The following is a 20,997-nucleotide window of genomic DNA, read 5'->3' as shown; positions in this document are numbered from 1 at the left end:
CCATTATTCAGCCGATGCCGTCAGTTGCGCGCCCTGCTCTTGCGTGGCCGCGCGGCGCTGGCCGCGCGTAGCCAGCAGGCGCAGCGCCACATAGAACACCGGCGTCAGGAACAGCCCGAAGAAGGTCACGCCGAGCATGCCCGCGAACACTGCCACGCCCATGGCATGGCGCATCTCGGAGCCGGCGCCGGTGGAGATCACCAGCGGCACCACGCCCATGATGAAAGCGAACGAGGTCATCAGGATCGGGCGCAGGCGCAGGCGGCTGGCTTCGATCGCGGCCTGCACCACGGTGCGGCCGTGATGCTCCAGTTCGCGCGCAAACTCCACGATCAGGATCGCGTTCTTCGCTGACAAGCCCACCAGCACGATGAAGCCGATCTGCGTGAAGATGTTGTTGTCGCCCTGCGTCAGCCACACCCCGGTCATCGCCGCCAGCAGGCTCATCGGCACGATCAGGATCACCGCCAGCGGCAGCGTCAGGCTTTCGTACTGGGCAGCCAGCACCAGGAACACCAGCAGCACGCACAGCGGGAAGATCCACACCCCCGCATTGCCGGCCAGGATGTCCTGGTAGGTCAGCTCGGTCCATTCGAACTTCATGCCCTTGGGCAGGGTCTCGGCGGCAATGCGCTCGGCCGCGGCCTGGGCCTGGCCCGACGAGAACCCGGGCGCGGGCCCGCCGTTCATGTCGGCGGCGGTAAAGCCGTTGTAGCGCACCACGCTGTCCGGACCAAAGCCCTGCTTGACCTGCACCAGCGACGACAGCGGCACCATGTCGCCGGCGGCGTTGCGCGTCTTCAGCTGCAGGATGTCCTCGGCATGGGCGCGGAACGGCGCGTCTGCCTGCACCTTGACCTGGTAGGTCCGGCCGAACTTGTTGAAGTCGTTGACATAGGCCGAGCCGAGGTAGGTCTGCAGCGTGTCGAACACCTCGGTCACCGGCACGCCCAGCTGCTTGGCCTTGACGCGGTCCAGCTTGACGTCGAGCTGCGGCACGTTGACCTGGTAGTTGCTGAAGATGCCAGTCAGCTCGGGCGTGGCGCGCGCCTTGTTGGCAAACGCGTTGGTGGCCTCGAACAGCGCGTCATAGCCCAGCGCCGCACGATCCTCGATCATCAGCTTGAAACCGCCGATGGTGCCCAGGCCCTGCACAGGCGGCGGCGGGAACACCGCGATAAAGGCATCCTGAACGGCCGCGTACTTCTGGTTCAGGTCGGCCGCGATCGCCGCGCCGGACAGCTCCTTGGTCTTGCGCTCCTCGAACGGCTTGAGCGTGGCGAAGACGATGCCGGCGCTGGGGCTGTTGGTGAAGCCGTTGATCGACAGGCCCGGGAAGGCCACCGCCGATTCCACGCCCGGATGCTTGAGCGCGATATCGCTCATCTTGCGGATCACGTCCTCGGTGCGGTCCAGCGTGGCGCCGTCCGGCAGCTTGGCAAAGCCCACCAGGTACTGCTTGTCCTGCGCCGGCACAAAGCCCTTGGGCACCAGCTGGAACACGCCCCAGGTCAGCGCCAGCATCACCGCGTAGACCCCGAATACCGAGCCCTTGCGGCGGATCACGCCCTTCACCCCACGGCCATAGCTTTCAGCGCTGCGGCCGAAGAAGCGGTTGAAGCGCTTGAAGAAACCGCCGAACACGCGGTCCATCCAGCGCGACAACCAGTCCTTGGGCGCGTCATGGCTCCTGAGCAGCAGTGCCGACAGCGCCGGCGACAGCGTCAGCGAGTTGAACGCCGAGATGATGGTCGAGATCGAGATGGTCAGCGCGAACTGCTTGTAGAACTGGCCGGTCAGGCCCGTCATGAAGGCCAGCGGCACGAACACGGCGATCAGCGTCAGCGCGATGGCGATGATGGGGCCGCTGACTTCGCGCATGGCCTTGTAGGTGGCCTCCTTCGGCGTCAGCCCCTCTTCGATATTGCGCTCGACGTTTTCCACCACCACGATCGCATCATCGACCACGATACCGATGGCCAGCACCAGCCCGAACAGCGACAGCGCGTTGATCGAGAAGCCGAACGCATGCATCAGCCCGAAGGTACCGACGATCGACACCGGCACCGCCAGCAGCGGGATGATCGACGCGCGCCAGGTCTGCAGGAACAGGATCACCACCAGCACCACCAGCGCGATGGCCTCGAACAGCGTATGCGTCACCGCCTCGATGGAGTGGCGCACGAACTGCGTGGGGTCATAGACGATGCTGTAGTCGATGCCGTCCGGGAAGTTCTGCTTGAGCTCTTCCATGGTCTTGCGCACGTCATCCGAGATCTGGATGGCGTTGGAGCCCGGCGCCTGGAAGATGGGAATGGCCACGGCCGGCTTGTTGTCCAGCAGCGAGCGCAGTGCGTACTCAGACGCGCCCAGCTCGATGCGGGCAACGTCCTTCAGGTACGTGACGGCACCGTCTGCGGAAGTGCGCACGACGATATCGGCGAACTCCTCCACCGTGCTCAGGCGGCCCTGCGCATTGACCGACAGCTGCAGGTCCGCGCCCGGCAGCGCCGGCGACTGGCCGATCACGCCGGCCGCCACCTGCACGTTCTGCTCGCGGATGGCCCTGACCACGTCGCTGGTGGCGAGCTGGCGCTCGGCCATCTTCTCCGGATTGAGCCAGACGCGCATGGCGTAGTCGCCCGAGCCGAACAGCTGCACCTGGCCCACGCCCTGCAGGCGCGCCAGCCGGTCCTTGACGTTGATCACCGCGTAGTTGCGCAGGTAGGTCATGTCATAGCGGTCGTTGGGCGAGACCAGGTGGACCACCATGGTCAGGTCCGGCGAGCTCTTGACCGTGGTGATGCCCAGCCGGCGCACGTCTTCCGGCAGGCGCGGCTCGGCCTGCGAGACGCGGTTCTGCACCAGCTGCTGGGCCTTGTCCGGGTCGGTGCCCAGCTTGAAGGTCACGGTCAGCGTGAGCAGGCCGTCGCTGTTGGACTGCGAAGACATGTACAGCATGTCTTCGACGCCGTTGATCTGCTCTTCCAGCGGCGAAGCCACGGTCTCGGCAATCACCTTGGGGTTGGCGCCCGGAAACTGCGCGCGCACCACCACCGACGGCGGCACCACTTCCGGGTACTCCGAGATCGGTAGCTTGAACATCGATATGGCGCCAATCAGGAAGATCAGCACCGACAGCACCCCCGCGAAGATGGGGCGGTCGATAAAAAATTTAGAGAGATTCATCTTGGTCTCTGCAAAAACGCTCCCCTGGCGGCCCGCCATGGCGGGCACCATCAACTGCTTTGGGAGCGAAAAAAACTAGGGGCGCTGGGTGTGCGGGTTCACGTGGTTACCATAAGCGACGGAATCAAACATCGCTCAGGCCGGCTCCCTCTCCCCTCAGCGGGAGAGGGGAGCAAACCATCGGCTCGCATGACTCAGCTCACCGGCTTCACGTCGGCTTCGCCCTTCTCGCTCGCAGCCTGCTTGCGGTCAGGCGTAGTGCCGCGTGGTTCCAGTTCGCTGCGGAAGGCCATCGCCACCGGCTTGGGCTGGACCGTGTCGCCCGGCCGCACGCGCTGCAGGCCATTGACGACGATGGTCTCGCCCGGCTTCAGGCCCTTGCGCACCACGCGCAGGCCGTCATGGTTAGGCCCCAGTTCCACTTCGCGGTAGACCAGCTTGTTGGTCTTGTCGACCACCAGCACGAACTTCTTGCCCTGGTCGGTGCCGATGGCGCGGTCATTGACCAGCACCGCCGCATGCGGCGCGCCGCCGCCCAGCTTGACCTTGGCGTACAGTCCCGGCAGCAGGCGCCCGTCTTCGTTCTGGAACACCGCGCGCACGCGGATGGTGCCGCTGCGCGGGTCCAGGCGGTTGTCGACCGACTGGATCTTGCCCTCATGCGGATTGCCGTCCTCGTTGGCCAGGCCCAGGTAGACCGGCAGGTTGGGCTGGCCACCGCCGGCACCCGGCGCGGTGTAGCGCAGGTAGCTCTGCTCGTCGATCTCGAAACTGGCATAGATCGGCGACACCGACACCACCGTGGTCAGGGCCGGCGAGCCCGTGCCCGCAGCCACCAGGTTGCCGACGGTGATCTCGGCGCGCGACACGCGCCCGGCGACCGGCGCGGTGATGCGGGTGTAGGCCAGGTTCAGGCGTGCGGTTTCCAGCTGCGCCTGGGCAGCCCGCACGTTGGCACTGGTTTCGCGGGCCGCGTTGATGCGCTCGTCGAACTCGCGCTTCGAGATCGCGTTGTCGTCCAGCAGCCGCTGGGCGCGCGTCTGTTCGCTCTGCGCATGGGCGGCGCGCACCTGCGCCGCGCCCAGCGCGGCGTCGGCACGGGCGACTTCCGCGGCATAAGGACGCGGGTCAATCGTGAAGAGCGGGTCGCCCTTCTTCACCAGCGCGCCCTCGCGGAAGTGCACGGCGTCAATGGTGCCGCCGACGCGCGGGCGGATCTCGACGCGCTCCACGGCCTCGACCCGTCCGGAGAACTCATCCCACTCGGTGATGGTCTGGCCGACCACGGCGGCCACTTCAATCGCCGGCGCGGGCGGCGGGGTGTTGGCATGGGCTTCGCCTCCATGCCACGGGCGCAAGATCGAGCCGGCCACGCCGGCGCCCAGCACCACGACGATGGCGAGGGCAATCAAAGTACGTCGTTTCTGCTGCTGCATTTCTCAAACTCCTGGATCGGGTTTTCTTCAACCGGAAAAGCAAATGGCCGAACGCCGCCTGCCGGTCCGCGTGGGCGGACCGGAACCATGGCCAAACTGATGGTCGGACTTAGGACCGCTTGCGTGTCGCGGCGGTCCTGGCTCTGGCCGAAACAGAGCCGGCTGGCGGTTGTCTGGAGCGGCTCAGCCGGCGGGCTTGGCTCCAGGCCGGCTGGCGTTGGCGTCAGCGCGGCGTTCAGTCAGGGATGAGGTATCGTCGGCCGCGGCCAGACATCGCCGCAGGAACCGCGCACCTTCGTCGACCCATGCCTGACAGCTGTCATGGGCCTCTTCCACGCCGTCGCCGCAGGCGCCGGGCATGATCATGGCCTGGGCCGGCACACCGGCCTTGGCCAGGCGCCCGGCGAAGGCTTCGCCTTCGGCACGCAGCGCGTCGTATTCAGCCACCTGGACCAGCGTGGGCGGCAGCCCGGCCAGGCGCGAGGCCAGCGCCGGGGCGGCATACGGATGCACCGTATCCGCCGGCGTCGGCAGGTAATCGCGATAGTTGTCGGCCAGGCGCCGCAGGGTGTCCATCGGCACCTGCCCGCCGTCGAACCCCGCGCAGGACGCATGCTGCAGGCACGGGTCCGTCACCGGGCGGATCAGCCATTGCCCGCGCGGTTGCGCGGTGCCGCGGTCGCGCAGCATCTGCGCCAGCGCGATCGCCAGGTTGCCCCCGGCCTCCTCGCCCACCAGCGCAAAGCGGATCTTGTCCAGCTTCAGCCGCCGGGCATTGCGCAGCACCCACTGCACCGTGCTGTGCGCGTCCTCCGGCGCCGCCGGGAACGGATGGTCCGGCGCCAGCGAATACGCCGGCGTTACCACCACCGCCGGCACCGTGGTGGCCAGGTCCTGCACCAGATGGCATGCGTGTTCCAGGCCGCCTTCGACGAAGCCGCCGGCATGCAGGTACACCAGCCAGGGCAGCAGCGCGGCGCCCTCGGCGCCCGGCGCCGGATAGCCCGCCGGGTAGCACACCCGAACCAGGATCTCGCGCCCGTCACTGGTCACCGTATGCTCGGCCACGCGCACCTGCCCCTGCCCGGCTGCCGTGGGGGCAGAGGCGGCGCTGGCTGCATCAGGGCGTTGGCCTGGCTTCTCGGACATGGCGTTGGCGCACGGCGGAAACAATGCGCTTGAGTGTTGCGATGCAACGGATTATGGTGATTGACGAGGATGGGATAAAGCGAGAGATCGCCAATGCACTGTTCCGGGATTGGAATAATCGCAAACCGCCCCGTCATGCCACTGAAACCGCATATCCCCACGCATGACAAGGTCTTGGATTTTGTGATTCACTGCGGCTCTCGGCACGCGCGGCGGTCTGCCAGGCCGGTGCGCGCCCGATCAGAAATCCATGCCGGAACCCGCGCCCAGCCAGCGCGCAGTCCCTGTACCAGCCAGCCGGCAGACTCCCCACAACAACAACCAGCATGGCCACGTGCGTCACGAGCGCGCGCGGCACGCCGTTCGGATCTATCGTCGGAACCTCATCATGGACCGTCTCGTATCAATGCAGGCATTCACCCGGGTCGTGGACGTCGGCAGCTTTGCGCGCGCCGCGGAATCGATGGACTTGCCCAAGGCCACGCTGACCCGCCTGATCCAGAACCTGGAAACCCACCTGGGCGTCAAGCTGCTGCACCGGACCACGCGCCGCATCAGCGTGACCAACGACGGCGCGGCCTATTACGAACGGTGCGTGCGCATCCTGGCCGATGTCGAGGAAGCCGAGCAGTCGCTGACGCGGCAGAACAACTCGCCACGCGGCACGCTGTCGGTGGACACCACCGCGGGGCTGGCGCAGCTGGTGCTGGTGCCCCACCTGCACGAATTCTTCCAGGCCTACCCGGACCTGAAGCTGGACCTGACCATCAACGGCAAGCCGATCGACCTGCTGCAGGAAGGCGTGGACGTGGTGCTGCGCGTGGGCACGCCGGTCGAGGAATCCATGGTGGCCCGCCGCATCGGCCATGTACAACTGGCGTTCTACGCCTCGCCGATCTACCTGAACCGCTTCGGCACCCCGCACGACCTGGCCGAACTGGCCCAGCACAAGGCGGTCAATTTCCTGTCCAACCGCACCGGCCGTGAGATGCCGTGGCCCATGGCGCGCGGCATGGAGCGCAGCGAGGTGCTGCTGCCGTCGGCCATTTCCACCAACGATGCCGATGTCTACATGGGCTGCGCCCTGGAAGGCCACGGCGTGGCACGGGTCTCGCGCGCCATGGCCGAGCCCTATGTGGCCAGCGGCCGGCTGGTGGAGGTCATGACCGACTGGCAGACCGAAGAACTGCCGATCTCGGCGATGTATCCGCAGAACCGGCACCTGTCGGCCAAGGTGCGGGTGTTCGTCAACTGGGCAGCGGACCTGTTCTCGCGCCACCCGCACTTTGGTGCGGCACAGCAGCGGCTGGCAGCCGCAGCCTGATGGCGTGATTGGCTAGTGTCCTGTTCCGTATCTACGGAACAGGACACTAGTGCACTCAGTCTAGTGCGGCATGTAGGACAAAACCGGAAATCGGCCTGGCGCCGGCCAGCCTATACTGTTTCTTCCGAAATCATGACAAGAAGAGGAGTCCGATGAAACAAGTGCTTCCCCCCCTGGCGGCCTGCATCGCCGCGACCATTGCACTGGCCGGCTGCGCCGGCTCCGGCATGAGCTCCTCGTCTGCGGCCAGCGCGTCCGGCACCAGCGCCAGCAGCAGCGCCAGGGCGGCGGCCACGCTCCAGCCCAAGAGCGGCAGCAATACTGGCGGCACCGTGACCTTCCAGCAGCAGCCCGGCGGCGTGATGATGACTGCGGCGATCACCGGCCTGCCGCCCAACTCCGTGCACGGCTTCCACGTCCATGAGAAGGGCGACTGCTCCGCGCCTGACGCGATGAGCGCGGGCGGCCACTTCAACCCGACCGGCAAGCCCCACGGCCAGATGACCATGCCCGACCACCATGCCGGCGACATGAACAACGTCACCGCGGACGCCAGCGGCAACGTTCGCGTCAGCATGCTGCTGCCGGACCTGACCGTTGGCACGGGCGCCAACGGGGTGATCGGCCGCGCGGTGGTGGTACACAAGGATCCGGACGACTACAAGACGCAGCCGACCGGTAATGCGGGCGGGCGGATTGCTTGCGGGGTTGTCGCGGCTTCGTAAGTCGTAGGCTCACTACCGGCGCGTCCAGCGACTGCGGGTGGACTCCCTCTCCCGCAAGCGGGAGAGGGGGAGCAGACCGTCGGCATGGAAATTCTTCCGCGCCTCAATACCCCTTGAAATTCGCATTCACCCGCTGCCGCAGGTAGTCCCCCGCGCTGATCGGCGGATACTTGCCACCCGGCCCTTCGATCATCGCACCTCGGTTGGCCTGGCAGAAGAACGCCATGCTGTAGCGCGGGCCCATGTATTCATCCGGCGCGGGATTGCGCACGCGGTGGAAGTTCGACGGCAGCCGGTCGTCGCTCCAGCGCATCAGCATGTCGCCAATATTGCAGGTGATGACTTCCTCGTCCGGCTCGATCGGGGTCCATGCCTGCGCCTCCATCTCCTTGCCGGGGCAGACCTGCAGCCCGCCCTGGCCGGGGCGCTGGAACAGCAGCGTCAGGCAATCGAAATCCGTATGCGCGCCGGCGCGCCAGAGCTCCAGCTTGTCGCGCAGTTCGGGCGGGATCGCGTAGTAGTGCAGCAGCCGCAGCGTGCTCTGGTAGTCCGGCGCCCGCGGATCGTGCGCCTGCGTGAAGAAGTCGCTGGCAAAGCCGAGCTTGCCGGCGAAGCATGACAGCACCTTCATGCCCACCTCCCAGCATTGCGCCTCGAAGGCAAGCATGGTGGCGCGAAAGCCTTCCAGTTCGTCATCGCCGGGCCACAGCCCGGCCATGTGCGGGCGCGTGATCTGGTAGGACTCCTTCTGGTCCGGGGTGCCGGTCGAGGGGCGCACCTGCGCGCGGCTTTCCCAGCCGGCGTTGTTGGCCTTCTGCAGCGGGTATTGCGCCTTGACGGCGTCAGGCAGCGCGAAGAAGCGCTCGGTCATGGCAAAGGCTTCGCGCACGCTGGTCAGGTCGATGCCGTGGTTGGCGATCTGGAAGAAGCCGACGTCGACCGATGCCTGCCACAGTTCGTCGGCGATCTGCGCCTTGCGCCGCGCGTAGTCGGACAGGTCGATGCGGCGGATCTCGCGCTGGCGGGTTTCCGAACCGAACGCGCCCATGCGCGATTCGCGGTGGAGTTCGGCCAGGGCGTAGGCGGTGTCTGGTTGGCTCATGGTGTTCCTTGTGCAAAGCGGGTCAGGGATTGGCCCCTCGCCGGCACAGGCAGACCACCATGGCAACGCACGCCGGGACAACGCGCTCCTGAGGTCGCCTGTGCCAGCCTGCGCGATGGCGAGAGGCACGGACTTCAAGAGCAATTCCCGGCCATCCGGCGTGCGTCTGCGACGCGCCGCGCGGATGGTGAACGCTTCTACTCTTGCCCGAGGTTATGCAGGTTCCGGGCCAGGGGTTTTTGCACCGGGATCGCAGCGATTGCGCCGGGGCTTGCGCCGTGATGGCGCATGCCGGGCAACGGCTTGGTGCATGGCGCCGCGCAGCGCCCGGCACGGATCCTGCTGAAACCGCAGCGGAGTAGAAGCGTTCAGCGGCACGCCGCCCGGAAATTGCTCCCGATGATGTGCACGGTCCCCGCGCATGCCCTGGCCGCATGCCGGCGCGGCGTGGTGCCGGCGTCCTGGGAGGCCACGCTCTCCTTCCGCACCCGCGCCACCGGCCCGCGCACGCATCGTCCAGTGACATTCGTTCCGGAGAAAGACATGCGTCGCCGTTCCTTCCTGCGCGCCACTGGCGCCACCGCCCTGCTTGCCGCCGCCCCGTTCGCGGTGCCCCATGTCCGCGCGGCGGGCTCGCTGCAGAAGTTCAAGTTCAATCTCGGCTGGAAGGTGGAAGCCTCGGGCGCGGGGTTCCTGCTGGCGCACCAGCGCGGCTACTACAAGGACGCCGGGCTGGACGTCACCATCGATACCGGCAACGGCTCGGCCTCGGCCATCAGCCTGGTCGCGGGCGGCGCCTATGACTGCGCCTCGGCCGACCTCGCGGCGATGATCGAATTCAACACCACCAATCCGTCCGCCGCGCTCAAGGCGGTGGCCATCCAGTATGACCTGAATCCGAACGCGATCCTGGTGCGCAAGGGCAGCGGCATCGTCAGGCCAGCGGACCTGGCCGGCAAGTCCATCCTGGGCCAGCCGTTCAATGCCTCGCGCAAGCTGTTCCCGGTCTTCGCCAGGGCACAGGGTTTCGACCCCGGCGGCGTGAAGTGGGAGAGCGTCACGCCCGATATCGGCGACACGCGCTTCGTCAAGGGCGACTTCGATGCCGCCGCCTACTTCTTCTTCACCGGCCTGGTGAACCTGAAGGCGCGCGGCATGGGGCCAGAGAGGATCACCGTGTTCCGCTTCTCGGACTACGGCATGAAGTCCTACGGCAACGGGCTGGTGGCCAACCGCAAGAGCATGACATCCGATCCGGAGGTGATGAAGGCCTTCGTCAAGGCCTCTACCCGCGGCTGGCTCGACGCCATTGCCAATCCCGCCGCGGGCGGTGCCGCGGTCAAGGCGCGCGAGCCGCTGGCCGACCAGGCGCTGGAGACTGAGCGCCTGCGCCTGATCGTCGACGGCACCATGAAGACGCCCGACACCCGGCGCGACGGCTGGGGCGCGGCCACGCCGGCACGGCTGCAGGCAACGCTGGATGAAACCGTCGGCGCCTTCGGCATCAAGGCGCCGCTGACGGTGGCGGACATCTGGACTGACCAGTTCCTGCCAGCGCCATCGGACCGCCGCCTCAAGGCGTAAGGAGAGCACGCCCGTCTCTATATCGTCCCTGGCCTGAGCGATGCGCCGGAGCCCCGTGGCGCGCCACCACTTCCCGCTCCCGGTGCGTAATTAAGCCCGCGGCCCGCGCGGCATGGCAACGTGGCGGCATTGCCGTAACGATCGGACCCCGCGAGGGGCCCGACAGGACCCGCCATGCCATCGCCGACAGACGCCGCGTTCGCCCCCCACCGCCGCCTGCGTGCCAATTCGCTGCTGCTGTGCTGTGCCGCCCTGCTCGGCGGCTGCGCCTTGCCGCCGCTGGATCCCCGCACCGAATCCTTTGCGCTGACGCCCGCCGAATCCCAGGCCACTCCGCTGGGCCAGGCGGTGGCCGGCGAAGTGGCGCGCCATCCGGGCCTGAGCGGCATCCATCCGCTCGAGAATGCCTACGCTGCCTTTGCCGCGCGCGTGCATCTGGCGCGCACCGCGCAGCGCACGCTAGACGTCCAGTACTACATCTGGCGCGACGACCTGACCGGCACCCTGCTGCTGGAAACGTTGCATGAAGCCGCCGACCGCGGCGTGCGCGTGCGCCTGCTGCTTGACGACAACGGCATCGCCGGCATGGACGAATGGCTGGCGGCCATGGACGCGCATCCGCAGGTCGAGGTGCGGATATTCAACCCGTTCGTGATCCGCCACCCCAAGGCGCTCAATTTCCTGACTGATTTCCGGCGCCTGAACCGGCGCATGCACAACAAGTCCTTCACCGCCGACGGCGTCGCCACCATCATCGGCGGGCGCAATGTCGGCGACGAATACTTCGGCGCCACCGATGGCGTGCTGTTTGCCGACCTCGACGTGATCGCCATCGGGCCCGCGGCCGGCGACGTGGCGCACGATTTCGACCGCTACTGGTCCAGTGCGTCGGCCTACCCGGTGGACCGGCTGGTGCCGCCGGTCAGCGTCGAACGGCTGCAGGCGCTGGTCAGCAATGCCCGCGCAGTCGAGCAGAACCCCGCTGCCGCCGCCTACCTGGCCGCGGTGCGCGACCTGCCTGACGTGCAGCGGATGCTGGACGGCACGCTGCGGTTCCAGTGGGCAAGAACGCGCATGGTCAGCGACAACCCGGCCAAGGCTCTCGGCGAGGCATCGCGCGACACCCTGGTGGCGCACCAGCTGCGTGAAATCCTGGGCGACCCGCAGCGCGAGCTTGACCTGGTCTCGCCCTACTTCGTGCCATCGACGGGCGGCACGTCCTATTTTGCCGACATGGCCAGGCGCGGCGTGGCGGTGCGCGTGCTGACCAATGCGCTGGAAGCCACCGACGTGGCCGCCGTGCATTCGGGCTATGCCAAGCGGCGCAAGGCACTGCTGGAAGCTGGCGTGGACCTGTATGAACTGCGCCGCTCGGCCGCGCCCGGCAAGAAGGAAGAGCGCGCCGGCCCCTTTGGCAGCTCGGGCTCCAGCCTGCACGCCAAGACCTTTGCCGTCGACGGCACCCGGGTCTTCGTGGGCTCGTTCAATTTCGACCCGCGCTCGGCCACGATCAACACCGAACTGGGCTTCGTCATCGACAGCCCGGATCTGGCCGGCCGGATCGAATCCACCTTCGCCAGCGTGGTGCCGCGCGCGGCCTACCAGGTCAAGCTCGATGAAACCGGCAAGCTGTACTGGCTGGAACGGCGCGACGACGAAGTCATCCGCCACGACACCGAGCCGAACACCAGCTGGTGGCGCCGGCTTGGCATCTGGTTCCTGTCGATCCTGCCGATCGAGTCGATGCTGTAGAACGGGTTCCCGGGGGCACCGCCCCTCAGATCTGGTCGAGCAGGCTGCGCACCACATCGGCCAGCCGGCCGGCGCGCTGGCGCCCCTTGGTGTCCAGCGCCATGCCGCTGCCGCCGGCCAGCGCCTTCAGGCCAAACAAGGCATCGCCCACGTCGCGCCAGGCCGGGTAATCGGCGTGGATTTTTTCCAGCGCGGCGGCACCGGCGGCCACCTGCGCGGGTGCGGGGGTGCGGCCGGCGGCCAGGTCTTCCAGTGCCGTGGCCGCGTCCAGCAAGCCTTTGCGGTTCATCTCTGTCTCCCCCTGCAAGGTCTCTTTTGTCATGGCCGCCGCATGCGGGCAGCCATGACACTGTAGCAGGCTTGCCGGGAGGGGCAACCGGGCGCCGGCAATGCAGGCCTGGCGGCGCCGGCTCAGTTGCGCCCGATATCCTGCAGGATGCGGGTCATCAGGTACAGGCGCGGCACGATCGAGTCCAGTTCGATGTACTCGTCACGGGCGTGATAGCCGAAGCCGGCCAGCCCGAAGCTTTCCACCACCGCGGGCTTGCCCGAGCGCGCGGCATAGCTGGCGTCAGTGGCGCCGCCGGTGCCTTCGGCCAGGGCCAGCGTGCGGCCGTCCAGCTCGGCGTAGATCTCCTGCGCGCGCTTGGCCAGCGCGCGGCCGCGCGCGTCGGCCACGAACGGCGGGCGGCCCTCTTCCATCGTCACCGTGGTCTGCGTCTCCGGCACCAGCTGGCCGGACTTGACCTTGTCCTGCAGCGCCACCTTCAGCTTCTCGGCGGCGCCGGCCGCGGTGGTGCGCACATCGCCGTAGGCGACAGCGCTTTCCGGGATCTGGTTGCGCACCGTGCCGGCCTGCGCCTGGGTCCAGTTCAGCTGCGAGCCCGGCACCAGGCTGGCGGTGTCGCGCGTCTGCTGCAGCTGGTGGGCGAGTTCGAGCAGCGCATTGCGGCCGCGCTCCGGCGCGGCGCCGGCGTGGGATGCTCGGCCCTTGACCTGCATCGTGGCGGTGGCGGTGCCGGAAGCGCCCAGCAGCAGCGACTCGGCCTTGACCACGTCCTTGGCCGCGGTCGGCTCGCACGACAGCACCACGTCGTGCTGCGCGGCCAGCGCGGCGATGGCTTCGCCGGAGCCGACCGAGCCGACCTCCTCGTCCGGGTTGAACAGCACCGTGATCTGCGCATAGTCGCGCCAGCCCTGGTTCTTCAGGATCTCCAGCGAGTGCAGGATCACGGCGATGCCGCCCTTGTCGTCGGCAATGCCCGGCCCGTACAGCCGGTTGCCTTCCTCGCGGATGGGCTGCGTGGCGAGGGTGTTGTCCGGATACACCGTGTCCATGTGGGCAATCAGCATGATGCGGCGCTTGCCGGTACCGGTGAAGGTGGCCTTGACCATGGTGCCCGGACCCTTGGTGACGGGCATGCGTTCAACCTTCGCGCCCAGCGCCTGCAGGCGCTTCTCGGTATAGCCGGCCATCTGCGCCAGCCCCTTCGCGTTGGCGCTGCCGGATTCGATCGACACCATCTCCTTGAGCGACTGCACCAGCGCGGGCTGGGCCGACTGCGCGGCGGACAGCAGCGCGGCATCGGGCTGGGCGGCACTGGCCAGGGTACCGGCCCCGGCAAGCGTCAGGGCGGCGGCAACGGCAACGTGGCGAACGGAAAACGGCATGGAATCTCCTCGGATTGGTCTTGTTGGTGCCATGCCCCGGCGCACGGGCGGCGCCGCGGCACAACGGCACGATGCTAGCCCTTGCCAGAACCTTAGGGGAGGATCAATATCGCCAATCCGGATGCCGATCCCGCCACGACATCCTGCCAACTCTTCGCGCCATGCACCCGACCACGCCCCCAGGCATGCCCGCCGCCATCGCGCCGCCGTCACAGAACATCCCGCTGCATGTCCGCCTGCTATGGCTGCCGCAAGCCATGCCGGGCAGCCTGTTCACCACGCTCGACGTGCTCCGCACCGTGGCCGGCGTCGCCAGCCTGCAGCGGCCCGACGCCGCGCCCACGCTGAGCTGGCAGCTGTGCGGCAGCAACGGGCGCACGCTGGCGGCGGACCTGCCGGGGCTGGTGTCCTCCACCCGGCGCGCACGGGCCGCGGACCGCCGCACGCTGCTGGTGATCCCGGCCCTGCTGGCCAGCAATGCGCTGCAGCTGGGCGAGATCGTGAAGCGCGATGCCGCGGCGCTGCGCCTGGTGGAACGCCATGCGCAGGCCGGCGGCTGGATCGCGGCGTGTTCGTCGGGGATGGTCTTTCCGCTGCAGCTGGGGCTGCTCGACGGCGCCAGGACCGGCGCGCCGTGGATGTACCAGAGCTGGATGATGCGCCAGTATCCGCATTGCGACCTGGGCAGCGACCAGGCCATGAGCGTGCACCAGCGTGTGTTCTCGTGCGTGGCGCCGGCGCTGCAGGTGGAATTCATGCTGCGCGTGCTGGGCCACCTGCACGACCCGGACCTGGCACAGGCGGCGTCGCGGCTGATGCTGTTCCAGCCCGAGCGCCAGCGCAACGTGCCGGCACTGGTGTCGCAACGCTGGCTCAGCCGCACCGCCGACAGCCCGGTGTATCGCGCCATCCAATGGCTGCAGGACCATGTGTCCGAGCCCTACAAGCTGGCCGCGGTGGCCCAGGCGGCCGCGGTCAGCGAACGCACGCTGCTGCGGCATTTCCGCCAGGTCACCGGGCTGAGCCCGCTGGACTACCTGCACACCCTGCGCGTGGAGCGCGCACGCATGCTGCTGGAAGTCACGCTGCACGGCACGCAGGGCATTGCCGAAGCCTGCGGCTACAGCGACGCCGCCGCGTTCCGGCGGCTGTTCCAGCGCACCACGGGCATGTCGATGTCAGACTATCGCGCCCGCTTTGCGCTGCGGGCGCGGCGGCGCTACTGGCGCATGGAAGATGCCGCGGTACGGCGCGGCACCGGGGAGTGACCGCGCCCAGGGCAGCGCTCAGGTGCGCAAGGCGATGTGGTTGACCACGTTCTCAACGCCCTGCACGTACCATGCGTCGCGCTCGGCCTGGCGCCGCGTGTCCTCGCTGGCGACGCAGCCTTCCAGCGTCACCACGCGGTTCTCGGTGCGCGCGCTGACCTGGCCGGCATCAATGAAGGGATCAGTCTCCAGCACCAGCATCAGTGCCTCGGTGATTTCGTCGTCGCGGTCGGCTTCGGCGGGCGCTACCACCAGTTCATTGACCACGCAGCGGCAACCGCGCGACCACCAGGCCAGCACCCCTGCCAGGCGCATGTGCGACAGGCTGATTACCTGCCCCCACAGCGTGACCACGCCGTCGTGCACTTCCACTTCAATCCAGCCGCTGCGTTCGCCCACGGCTTCGCGCATGGCCTCGGGCTTGCCCTTGACGCGCGCGCAGATCCTGCAATTGCGGAAATCGATGGCATTGAGCAGGCGCTCGCACACCGCGTCGCGCAGTTCGCCGTCGCCTACCTGCATGCCGCCATTGGCCACGCGCAGGTGATCAATCACGCTGGTTACACCGTCCACGCGCCGCACCGTCGCCGCGGCCCGGGTCTTGTCGACGATATCGGCCACCTCGCCTTCCAGGATCAGCGCGCCGTCGGAAAGCCGCAACTGGATGGTGGGATGGAGGACATGACCCTGATAAGGCACATGCGCCAAGGCTGCGCGCGCCTGCGTCAGCACCGCTTCGCTACTCTGCATTTTGTTCGCCTCGCCCGATTGGTCTGGAGATGGAAGACGCGCGCCCCTGCCTGCAGGCGCGCCTTGCGCGGCGCCGCAGGCTCCTTCACCCCCGGGGCCTGGCAACCGCTTCCTCATTATAGGAAGCGGTCCGGGAACGGCTCAGGCCTCAGGCAGCGGCCGCCTCGCGCGCGCGGGCCACTTCCTGGTTGCGCAGGATAAAGCGCTGGACCTTGCCGCTGGGGGTCTTGGGCAGCTCGACGACGAACTCGATCTCGCGCGGGTAGGCATGGGCGGCCAGGCGCTTACGCACGTGCTGGCGCAGCGCCTCGGCCAGTTCCGGCGCGGCGCGATATTGCGGGTCCAGCACGACAAAGGCCTTGATCAGCTCGGTGCGCTCCGGATCGGGCTTGCCGATCACCGCGGCCTCGACCACGGCCGGGTGCTCGATCAGCGCGCTTTCCACGTCGAACGGGCCCACGCGGTAGCCAGAGGTGGTGATGACGTCGTCGGCCCGGCCTATGAAGCTGATGCTGCCGTCGTCATTCAGCTCGGCGGAATCGCCGGTCAGGTAGTAGCCGCCGGCAAACCCGCTGGTGGGCGTGCCGTGATAGCCGCCGAACCAGCACATCGGCGAGCGCTTCAGGTCCAGCGCCAGCGTGCCCGGCCGGCCCGGCGGCAGTTCGCGCTGTTCATCGTCCACCACCACCACGCGGTGCCCGGGGCTGGCAAAGCCGGCCGCGCCCATGCGCACCGGATGCGCCAGCGCATGGTGGTTGCACAGCACCATGCCCAGCTCGGTCTGGCCGTAGTGGTCGTGGATGGTCACGCCCAGCTCGCTGGCGAACCAGCGGATCACTTCCGGGTTGAGCGGCTCGCCCGCGCTGCTGACCGCGCGCAGCCGCCCGCGCAGCGGGCCTGACACGGCCTCGCCCGCGGCGATCAGCAGCCGGTATGCCGTGGGCGAGCCGGCCAGGTTGGTGATGCCGTACTTGCGGATCACACGGCATGTGCTCTCCACGGTGAACGGGCCATCGTAGAAGGTGGTGGGATGGCCCAGCGCCAGCGGGCCCGTGACCGCGTAATACAGGCCATAGGCCCAGCCCGGATCGGCCAGGTTCCAGAAAGCGTCTTCCGCGCGCAGGTCGACCGCGTCGCTCATATAGCCGGCAAACGCGGCAATGGCCTTGAGCGGCACCAGCAGCGGCTTGGCCGGGCCGGTGGTGCCGGAGGTGAACATCATCAGGAAGGGGTCGTCGCCCCGGCGCGGCACCGGCTCGAACGACGCCGGCTGGCGTTCCAGTTCGGCCCAGAAGCTGAAGTCGCCGCGCACCAGGCCGCGGCCCTTGTCGCCGGCCACGGTGACAATGGCGGGACAGCCATCCACGTCATCCAGCTTGGGGCGGTTGGCGCCATCGGTGACCACAACCTTCGCGCCGGACGCATTGAGCCGGTGCTCGATGGCCTTGGGGCCGAAGGCCGTGAACAGCGGCTGGTACACCGCGCCGGCGCGCCAGGTGCCGAGAATCGTCACCAGCAGTTCCGCATTGCGCGGCAGCAGGCCCGCCACGCGGTCGCCCGGCTGCACGCCCTGCGCCTTCAGGAAGCCGGCAAACTGCGCGGACAGTGCCTGCAGCTCGGTAAAGGTCCAGCTGCGCGAATTGCCGTCTCGCCCTTCCCAGAACAGCGCGATACGGCCCGGCAGCGCGTGGCGGTCGCAGCATTCGACGCAGGCGTTCATTGCCTCCTGGCTGCCGTGCAGTTGCCGTGCCACGGCGTCGTCATAGGAAAATCCGTCGAAGGCTTGGGCGTAGTCGCGCATGATGTCTCCTGTATTCCGGCTGGTGCCTTTTGGTAGGTGGCCGCTGCGCGCGGGGTGCCGGCGCGCAACGGCTGCCGCAAGAGTGTGCGCGAGCGCCACGGGAGCAGGCAATAACCGATTCCGCCAGCGCGGCTGACGGTTTTTGCCATCCCTGCCGTGAACCCTGACGCACCTCCGGGCACCCTTGACGCGGCACCGCCCGGCGCCGACGATACGGGCATCGCCGCCAGGAGACAGCGCATGTGCACCAACTACGCCCCGGTCCAGAGCCGGATCCTGCGCGAGATCTTCGGCGTGGAACCGCCGCCGGGGCTGTACAAGGCTGAAACCTATCCGGACTACGCGGCGCCGATCGTGCGCGCCGCGGACGATGGCACGCGCAGTGGCGCTCTGGCCTCGTTCGGCATGGTGCCGCGCCCGCGCATCCCGCCCGGCGCACGGCGCTTTGACACCACCAATGCCCGCAGCGAGACCGTGGGCGAACGCCCCGCCTTTGCGCGCTACTGGCGCCAGGGCCAGCTGTGCCTGGTGCCGGCCACGGCGTTCTATGAGTTTGCGTATCCCGAAGATGCAGCGCCCGGCGGCCCGCCCGGCAAGCCGGTGCGCTGGCGCGTCTGGCTGCCCGGCGAGCCGGCCTTCGGCATTGCGGGCCTGTGGCGCAGCTGGCCGGACCAGTCGCTGTCCTTCACCATGCTGACCATCAACTCGGCCCAGCACCCGGTGATGCAGCGCTTTCACAAGCCGGGCGAGGAAAAGCGGTCAGTGGTGATCGTGCCGCGTGAACAGTGGGACGACTGGCTCGCCTGCCGCGATCCCGAGGTCGCGCGCACCTTCCTGACGCTCTGGCCCGCAGACGCCATGCGGGCCGAACCGGCGCCCAAAGTGCAGGGAGCGCCAATCCCCGACTCGGAGTAAGCGCGCCGCTATCGCCGCCCCGGCCGCAGGCGCGCTTCCCTGCAAGGCGGCTCAGAAGCGATAGGTAACGCTGCCCACCACCGTGCGGCGCGCGCCGAAGTAGCAGTCACCGCGCGCCAGGCAGGTGGTCAGGAATTGCTTGTCGAACAGGTTGCTGGCATTCAGCGAGACGCGCAGCGGGCCGTGGTCATAGGCAATCATCGCGTCGTAGAGCGTGACGCCGCCCACCCGGTTCTGGTCGGCACCGTCATAGCTGGGACCGACATAGCGCACCCCGCCGCCGGCGACAAAGCCCGGCACGCCAAACAGCTTGAAGCGATAGTTGGCCCACAGCGACGCCATGTTCGACGGCGTGCTCGCCAGCTTCTTGCCCACCTCGGCCGGCGTGCCGTCGATCACGCGCGCATCCAGGTAGGTATAGGTTGCGATCAGGTCCAGCCGGCTGGACAGCGAGGCCAGTGCCTCAACCTCGATGCCGCGCGTACGTGCCTCGCCCACCTGGACTGAATCGGGAATGCCGTTGACCACGCCGGCGGTCTTGCGGTTCTTCTCGCGCATATCGAATGCGGCAATGGTCAGCGTGGCGTTCTTGCCCGGCGGCTGGTACTTGATCCCCGCCTCCCACTGCGAACCGCGCAGCGGCTTGAAAGCCTGGTTGGCCTTGTTGAAGCCGGCCAGCCCCTGGAACGACTCGGAATAGCTGACGTACGGGTTGAGGCCGATGTCCGAGCGGTACATCAGGCCAGCACGCTTGGTAAGCTCGCTGTCGTCGCGGCTGGCCGAGGGCGTGTTGTCCTGCGCGGCGCGCGACCAGTCATAGCGCAGCCCCAGCATCAGCAGCCACTTGTTCCACGACAGCTGATCCTGCACGTACAGGCCGGTCTGCGCCTGCGTGGCGGGGTTCAGGTCGCGCGTGCCCGGCAGGGTGAAATTGCCGTAGACCGGGTTGAACACATTGAGCGGCGCGGCCGTGCCCCCCACCCCGGCGCGCCCCGTGATCTCTGAGTGCTGGTAGTCGACGCCGGTCAGCAGCGTGTGCTGGACCGGGCCGGTGCGGAAGTTGGTCTGCGCCTGGGTATCGACCGCGAACGAGTTCAGCGTGGGCTGGTTCAGGTAGACCGTGCGGCGCATCAGCGTATCGCTGCCCGGCACCCAACCGTGGCCGGCGCCGTTAAAACCGGCCGCGTAGATGCTGCGGTAGTCCACCGTGCTGTGCGAATAGCGCAGGTTCTGCCGCACCGTCACGGTGTCGTTGAACTTGTGCTGGAACTCATAGCCCACCGACGCCTGCTCGGCGTTGTAGCGGTCGAAGCCGGGCTCGCTGATAAACAGGTGATCGGGGATCTGGCCGGCCGGGTTGGCCTGCAGCGTGCCCCGCCAGGGGAAGAAGCCGACCGAGGTCCCGCTTTCATCGCGCTGGAAGTTGGCCAGCAGCGTGAGCGAGGTGTCCTGGCTCGGGCGCCACGTCAGCGAAGGCGCGATCAGGTAGCGGTTGTCCTTGACGTAGTCCACCTGCGTGTCGCTGTCGCGCGCCAGCGCCACCAGCCGGTACAGCCACTTGCCGTCCGCATCGAGCGGGCCGGTCAGGTCGGCCTGCACCTGCTTGCGGTTGTAGTTGCCGAACTGCACCCCGATCTCGCGCGCCGCCTCAGCCTGCGGGCGTTTGCTGACCAGGTTCAGGATGCCGCCGACCGCGCCCTGCCCGAACAGCATCGACGACGGCCCGCGCAGCACGTCGATGCGTTCCAGCGCGTAAACATCGGGCCGCACGTTGTTGTAGAAGCCGACCTGGTTCAGCAGGCCGTCGCGGTACTGCGTGAACTCGGTGCCCCGGAACCGGCCCCAGTCGCCGCGGGCGTCGTTGCCGAACGGCCCGGCATAGACGCCGGCGCTGTAGCCGATGGCCTGCTGCACGCTCTGCGCGCCTTGCGCCTCCATCCGGTCGCGCGTGATGACGGTGATCGACTGGGGCGTCTCCATCACCGGGGTGTCGGTCTTGGTGGCGGTGGCGCTGCGTTTTGCCACGAAGCCATGAACCGGGCCGGTGGCGGTTTCGTCGTCGCTGCCGGCGCGGATCGTGACGGCCGGCAGTTCTGCCGCGGCACTGGCCGTTGCCGGCGCAGGCACTTCGCCGGATTGGGCAAACACGCCACCGGCCTGCAGGCTCAATACAAGGGTGGTCAGCGAAAGGCCGCGCGGGGTGACAAGCGCGGGGCGGGCAAAGCGCGGCTTTGCCTGCTTGGTCGGGTGGAAATACATCACTCAGGGATCGGAAGGTAGCTACCCCGCAGGCGCGGCGTGGCAAGTGGAAAATTCTGATTACGAATGCGA

Annotated in this window: 15 protein-coding genes; 6 read left to right on the top strand and 9 right to left on the bottom strand. The window is 67.9% G+C overall.

The window, feature by feature from the left end; all coding sequences use genetic code 11:
• Positions 1-3 precede the first annotated feature (3 nt).
• The 3 genes from I6H87_RS24400 to I6H87_RS24390 all read right to left on the bottom strand — a co-directional run bounded on the left by I6H87_RS24400 (position 4) and on the right by I6H87_RS24390 (position 5,774).
• Complete coding sequence (locus tag I6H87_RS24400; protein WP_041688376.1) at positions 4-3,189, bottom strand: efflux RND transporter permease subunit; 3,186 nt, start codon at positions 3,187-3,189, stop codon at positions 4-6.
• A 194-nt stretch (positions 3,190-3,383) separates the two neighbouring features.
• Complete coding sequence (locus tag I6H87_RS24395; RefSeq protein WP_011617018.1) at positions 3,384-4,625, bottom strand: efflux RND transporter periplasmic adaptor subunit; 1,242 nt, start codon at positions 4,623-4,625, stop codon at positions 3,384-3,386.
• 183 nt (positions 4,626-4,808) lie between these two features.
• Positions 4,809-5,774, bottom strand: a complete 966-nt coding sequence (locus tag I6H87_RS24390) for an alpha/beta hydrolase (RefSeq protein WP_011617017.1) — start codon at positions 5,772-5,774, stop codon at positions 4,809-4,811.
• Between the two features lie 388 nt (positions 5,775-6,162).
• Between I6H87_RS24390 and I6H87_RS24385 the strand changes: the two genes are divergently transcribed.
• Together I6H87_RS24385 and I6H87_RS24380 are read left to right on the top strand one after the other, a co-directional pair.
• A complete protein-coding gene (locus I6H87_RS24385; RefSeq protein WP_011617016.1) occupies positions 6,163-7,098 on the top strand; it encodes a LysR family transcriptional regulator in 936 nt (311 codons plus the stop codon).
• A gap of 152 nt (positions 7,099-7,250) precedes the next feature.
• The gene (locus tag I6H87_RS24380; RefSeq protein ID WP_010812454.1) at positions 7,251-7,823 is read left to right on the top strand and encodes a superoxide dismutase family protein; all 573 of its coding nucleotides are present in this window, start codon (positions 7,251-7,253) and stop codon (positions 7,821-7,823) included.
• A 103-nt stretch (positions 7,824-7,926) separates the two neighbouring features.
• On the opposite strand, the gene I6H87_RS24375 is transcribed toward I6H87_RS24380, so the two are convergent.
• On the bottom strand, positions 7,927-8,925 hold the full coding sequence (locus I6H87_RS24375; RefSeq protein ID WP_011617015.1) for an isopenicillin N synthase family dioxygenase: 999 nt from the start codon (positions 8,923-8,925) through the stop codon (positions 7,927-7,929).
• A 543-nt stretch (positions 8,926-9,468) separates the two neighbouring features.
• Between I6H87_RS24375 and I6H87_RS24370 the strand changes: the two genes are divergently transcribed.
• Complete coding sequence (locus I6H87_RS24370; RefSeq protein WP_041688374.1) at positions 9,469-10,509, top strand: ABC transporter substrate-binding protein; 1,041 nt, start codon at positions 9,469-9,471, stop codon at positions 10,507-10,509.
• 174 nt (positions 10,510-10,683) lie between these two features.
• Positions 10,684-12,261, top strand: a complete 1,578-nt coding sequence (locus tag I6H87_RS24365) for a phospholipase D family protein (protein WP_011617013.1) — start codon at positions 10,684-10,686, stop codon at positions 12,259-12,261.
• A gap of 25 nt (positions 12,262-12,286) precedes the next feature.
• On the opposite strand, the gene I6H87_RS24360 is transcribed toward I6H87_RS24365, so the two are convergent.
• Together I6H87_RS24360 and I6H87_RS24355 are read right to left on the bottom strand one after the other, a co-directional pair.
• Positions 12,287-12,550: a hypothetical protein gene (locus I6H87_RS24360; RefSeq protein WP_010812450.1), complete on the bottom strand. Its 264-nt coding sequence runs from the start codon at positions 12,548-12,550 to the stop codon at positions 12,287-12,289.
• A gap of 122 nt (positions 12,551-12,672) precedes the next feature.
• Entirely contained in the window at positions 12,673-13,932 is a 1,260-nt protein-coding gene (locus tag I6H87_RS24355; RefSeq protein WP_011617012.1) for a M20/M25/M40 family metallo-hydrolase, read from the bottom strand.
• Between the two features lie 185 nt (positions 13,933-14,117).
• Here I6H87_RS24355 and I6H87_RS24350 point away from each other — a divergent pair, with 185 nt between their 5' ends.
• Positions 14,118-15,200: a GlxA family transcriptional regulator gene (locus tag I6H87_RS24350; RefSeq protein ID WP_011617011.1), complete on the top strand. Its 1,083-nt coding sequence runs from the start codon at positions 14,118-14,120 to the stop codon at positions 15,198-15,200.
• A gap of 18 nt (positions 15,201-15,218) precedes the next feature.
• Here the strand turns inward: I6H87_RS24350 and I6H87_RS24345 are convergent, their stop codons facing one another.
• Both I6H87_RS24345 and I6H87_RS24340 read right to left on the bottom strand, forming a co-directional pair.
• Positions 15,219-15,950: a BON domain-containing protein gene (locus I6H87_RS24345; RefSeq protein WP_010812447.1), complete on the bottom strand. Its 732-nt coding sequence runs from the start codon at positions 15,948-15,950 to the stop codon at positions 15,219-15,221.
• Between the two features lie 148 nt (positions 15,951-16,098).
• Entirely contained in the window at positions 16,099-17,751 is a 1,653-nt protein-coding gene (locus I6H87_RS24340; protein ID WP_011617010.1) for an AMP-binding protein, read from the bottom strand.
• A gap of 240 nt (positions 17,752-17,991) precedes the next feature.
• Here I6H87_RS24340 and I6H87_RS24335 point away from each other — a divergent pair, with 240 nt between their 5' ends.
• Positions 17,992-18,666, top strand: coding sequence for an SOS response-associated peptidase (locus tag I6H87_RS24335; protein WP_010812445.1), 675 nt, complete (start codon positions 17,992-17,994; stop codon positions 18,664-18,666).
• Between the two features lie 51 nt (positions 18,667-18,717).
• Here the strand turns inward: I6H87_RS24335 and I6H87_RS24330 are convergent, their stop codons facing one another.
• Entirely contained in the window at positions 18,718-20,925 is a 2,208-nt protein-coding gene (locus I6H87_RS24330; RefSeq protein ID WP_011617009.1) for a TonB-dependent siderophore receptor, read from the bottom strand.
• Positions 20,926-20,997: the final 72 nt, after the last annotated feature.

The organism is Cupriavidus necator (assembly GCF_016127575.1).
In the GTDB taxonomy this organism is placed as follows: domain Bacteria; phylum Pseudomonadota; class Gammaproteobacteria; order Burkholderiales; family Burkholderiaceae; genus Cupriavidus; species Cupriavidus necator_D.
This window is presented reverse-complemented; position numbering and strand designations above follow the sequence as displayed.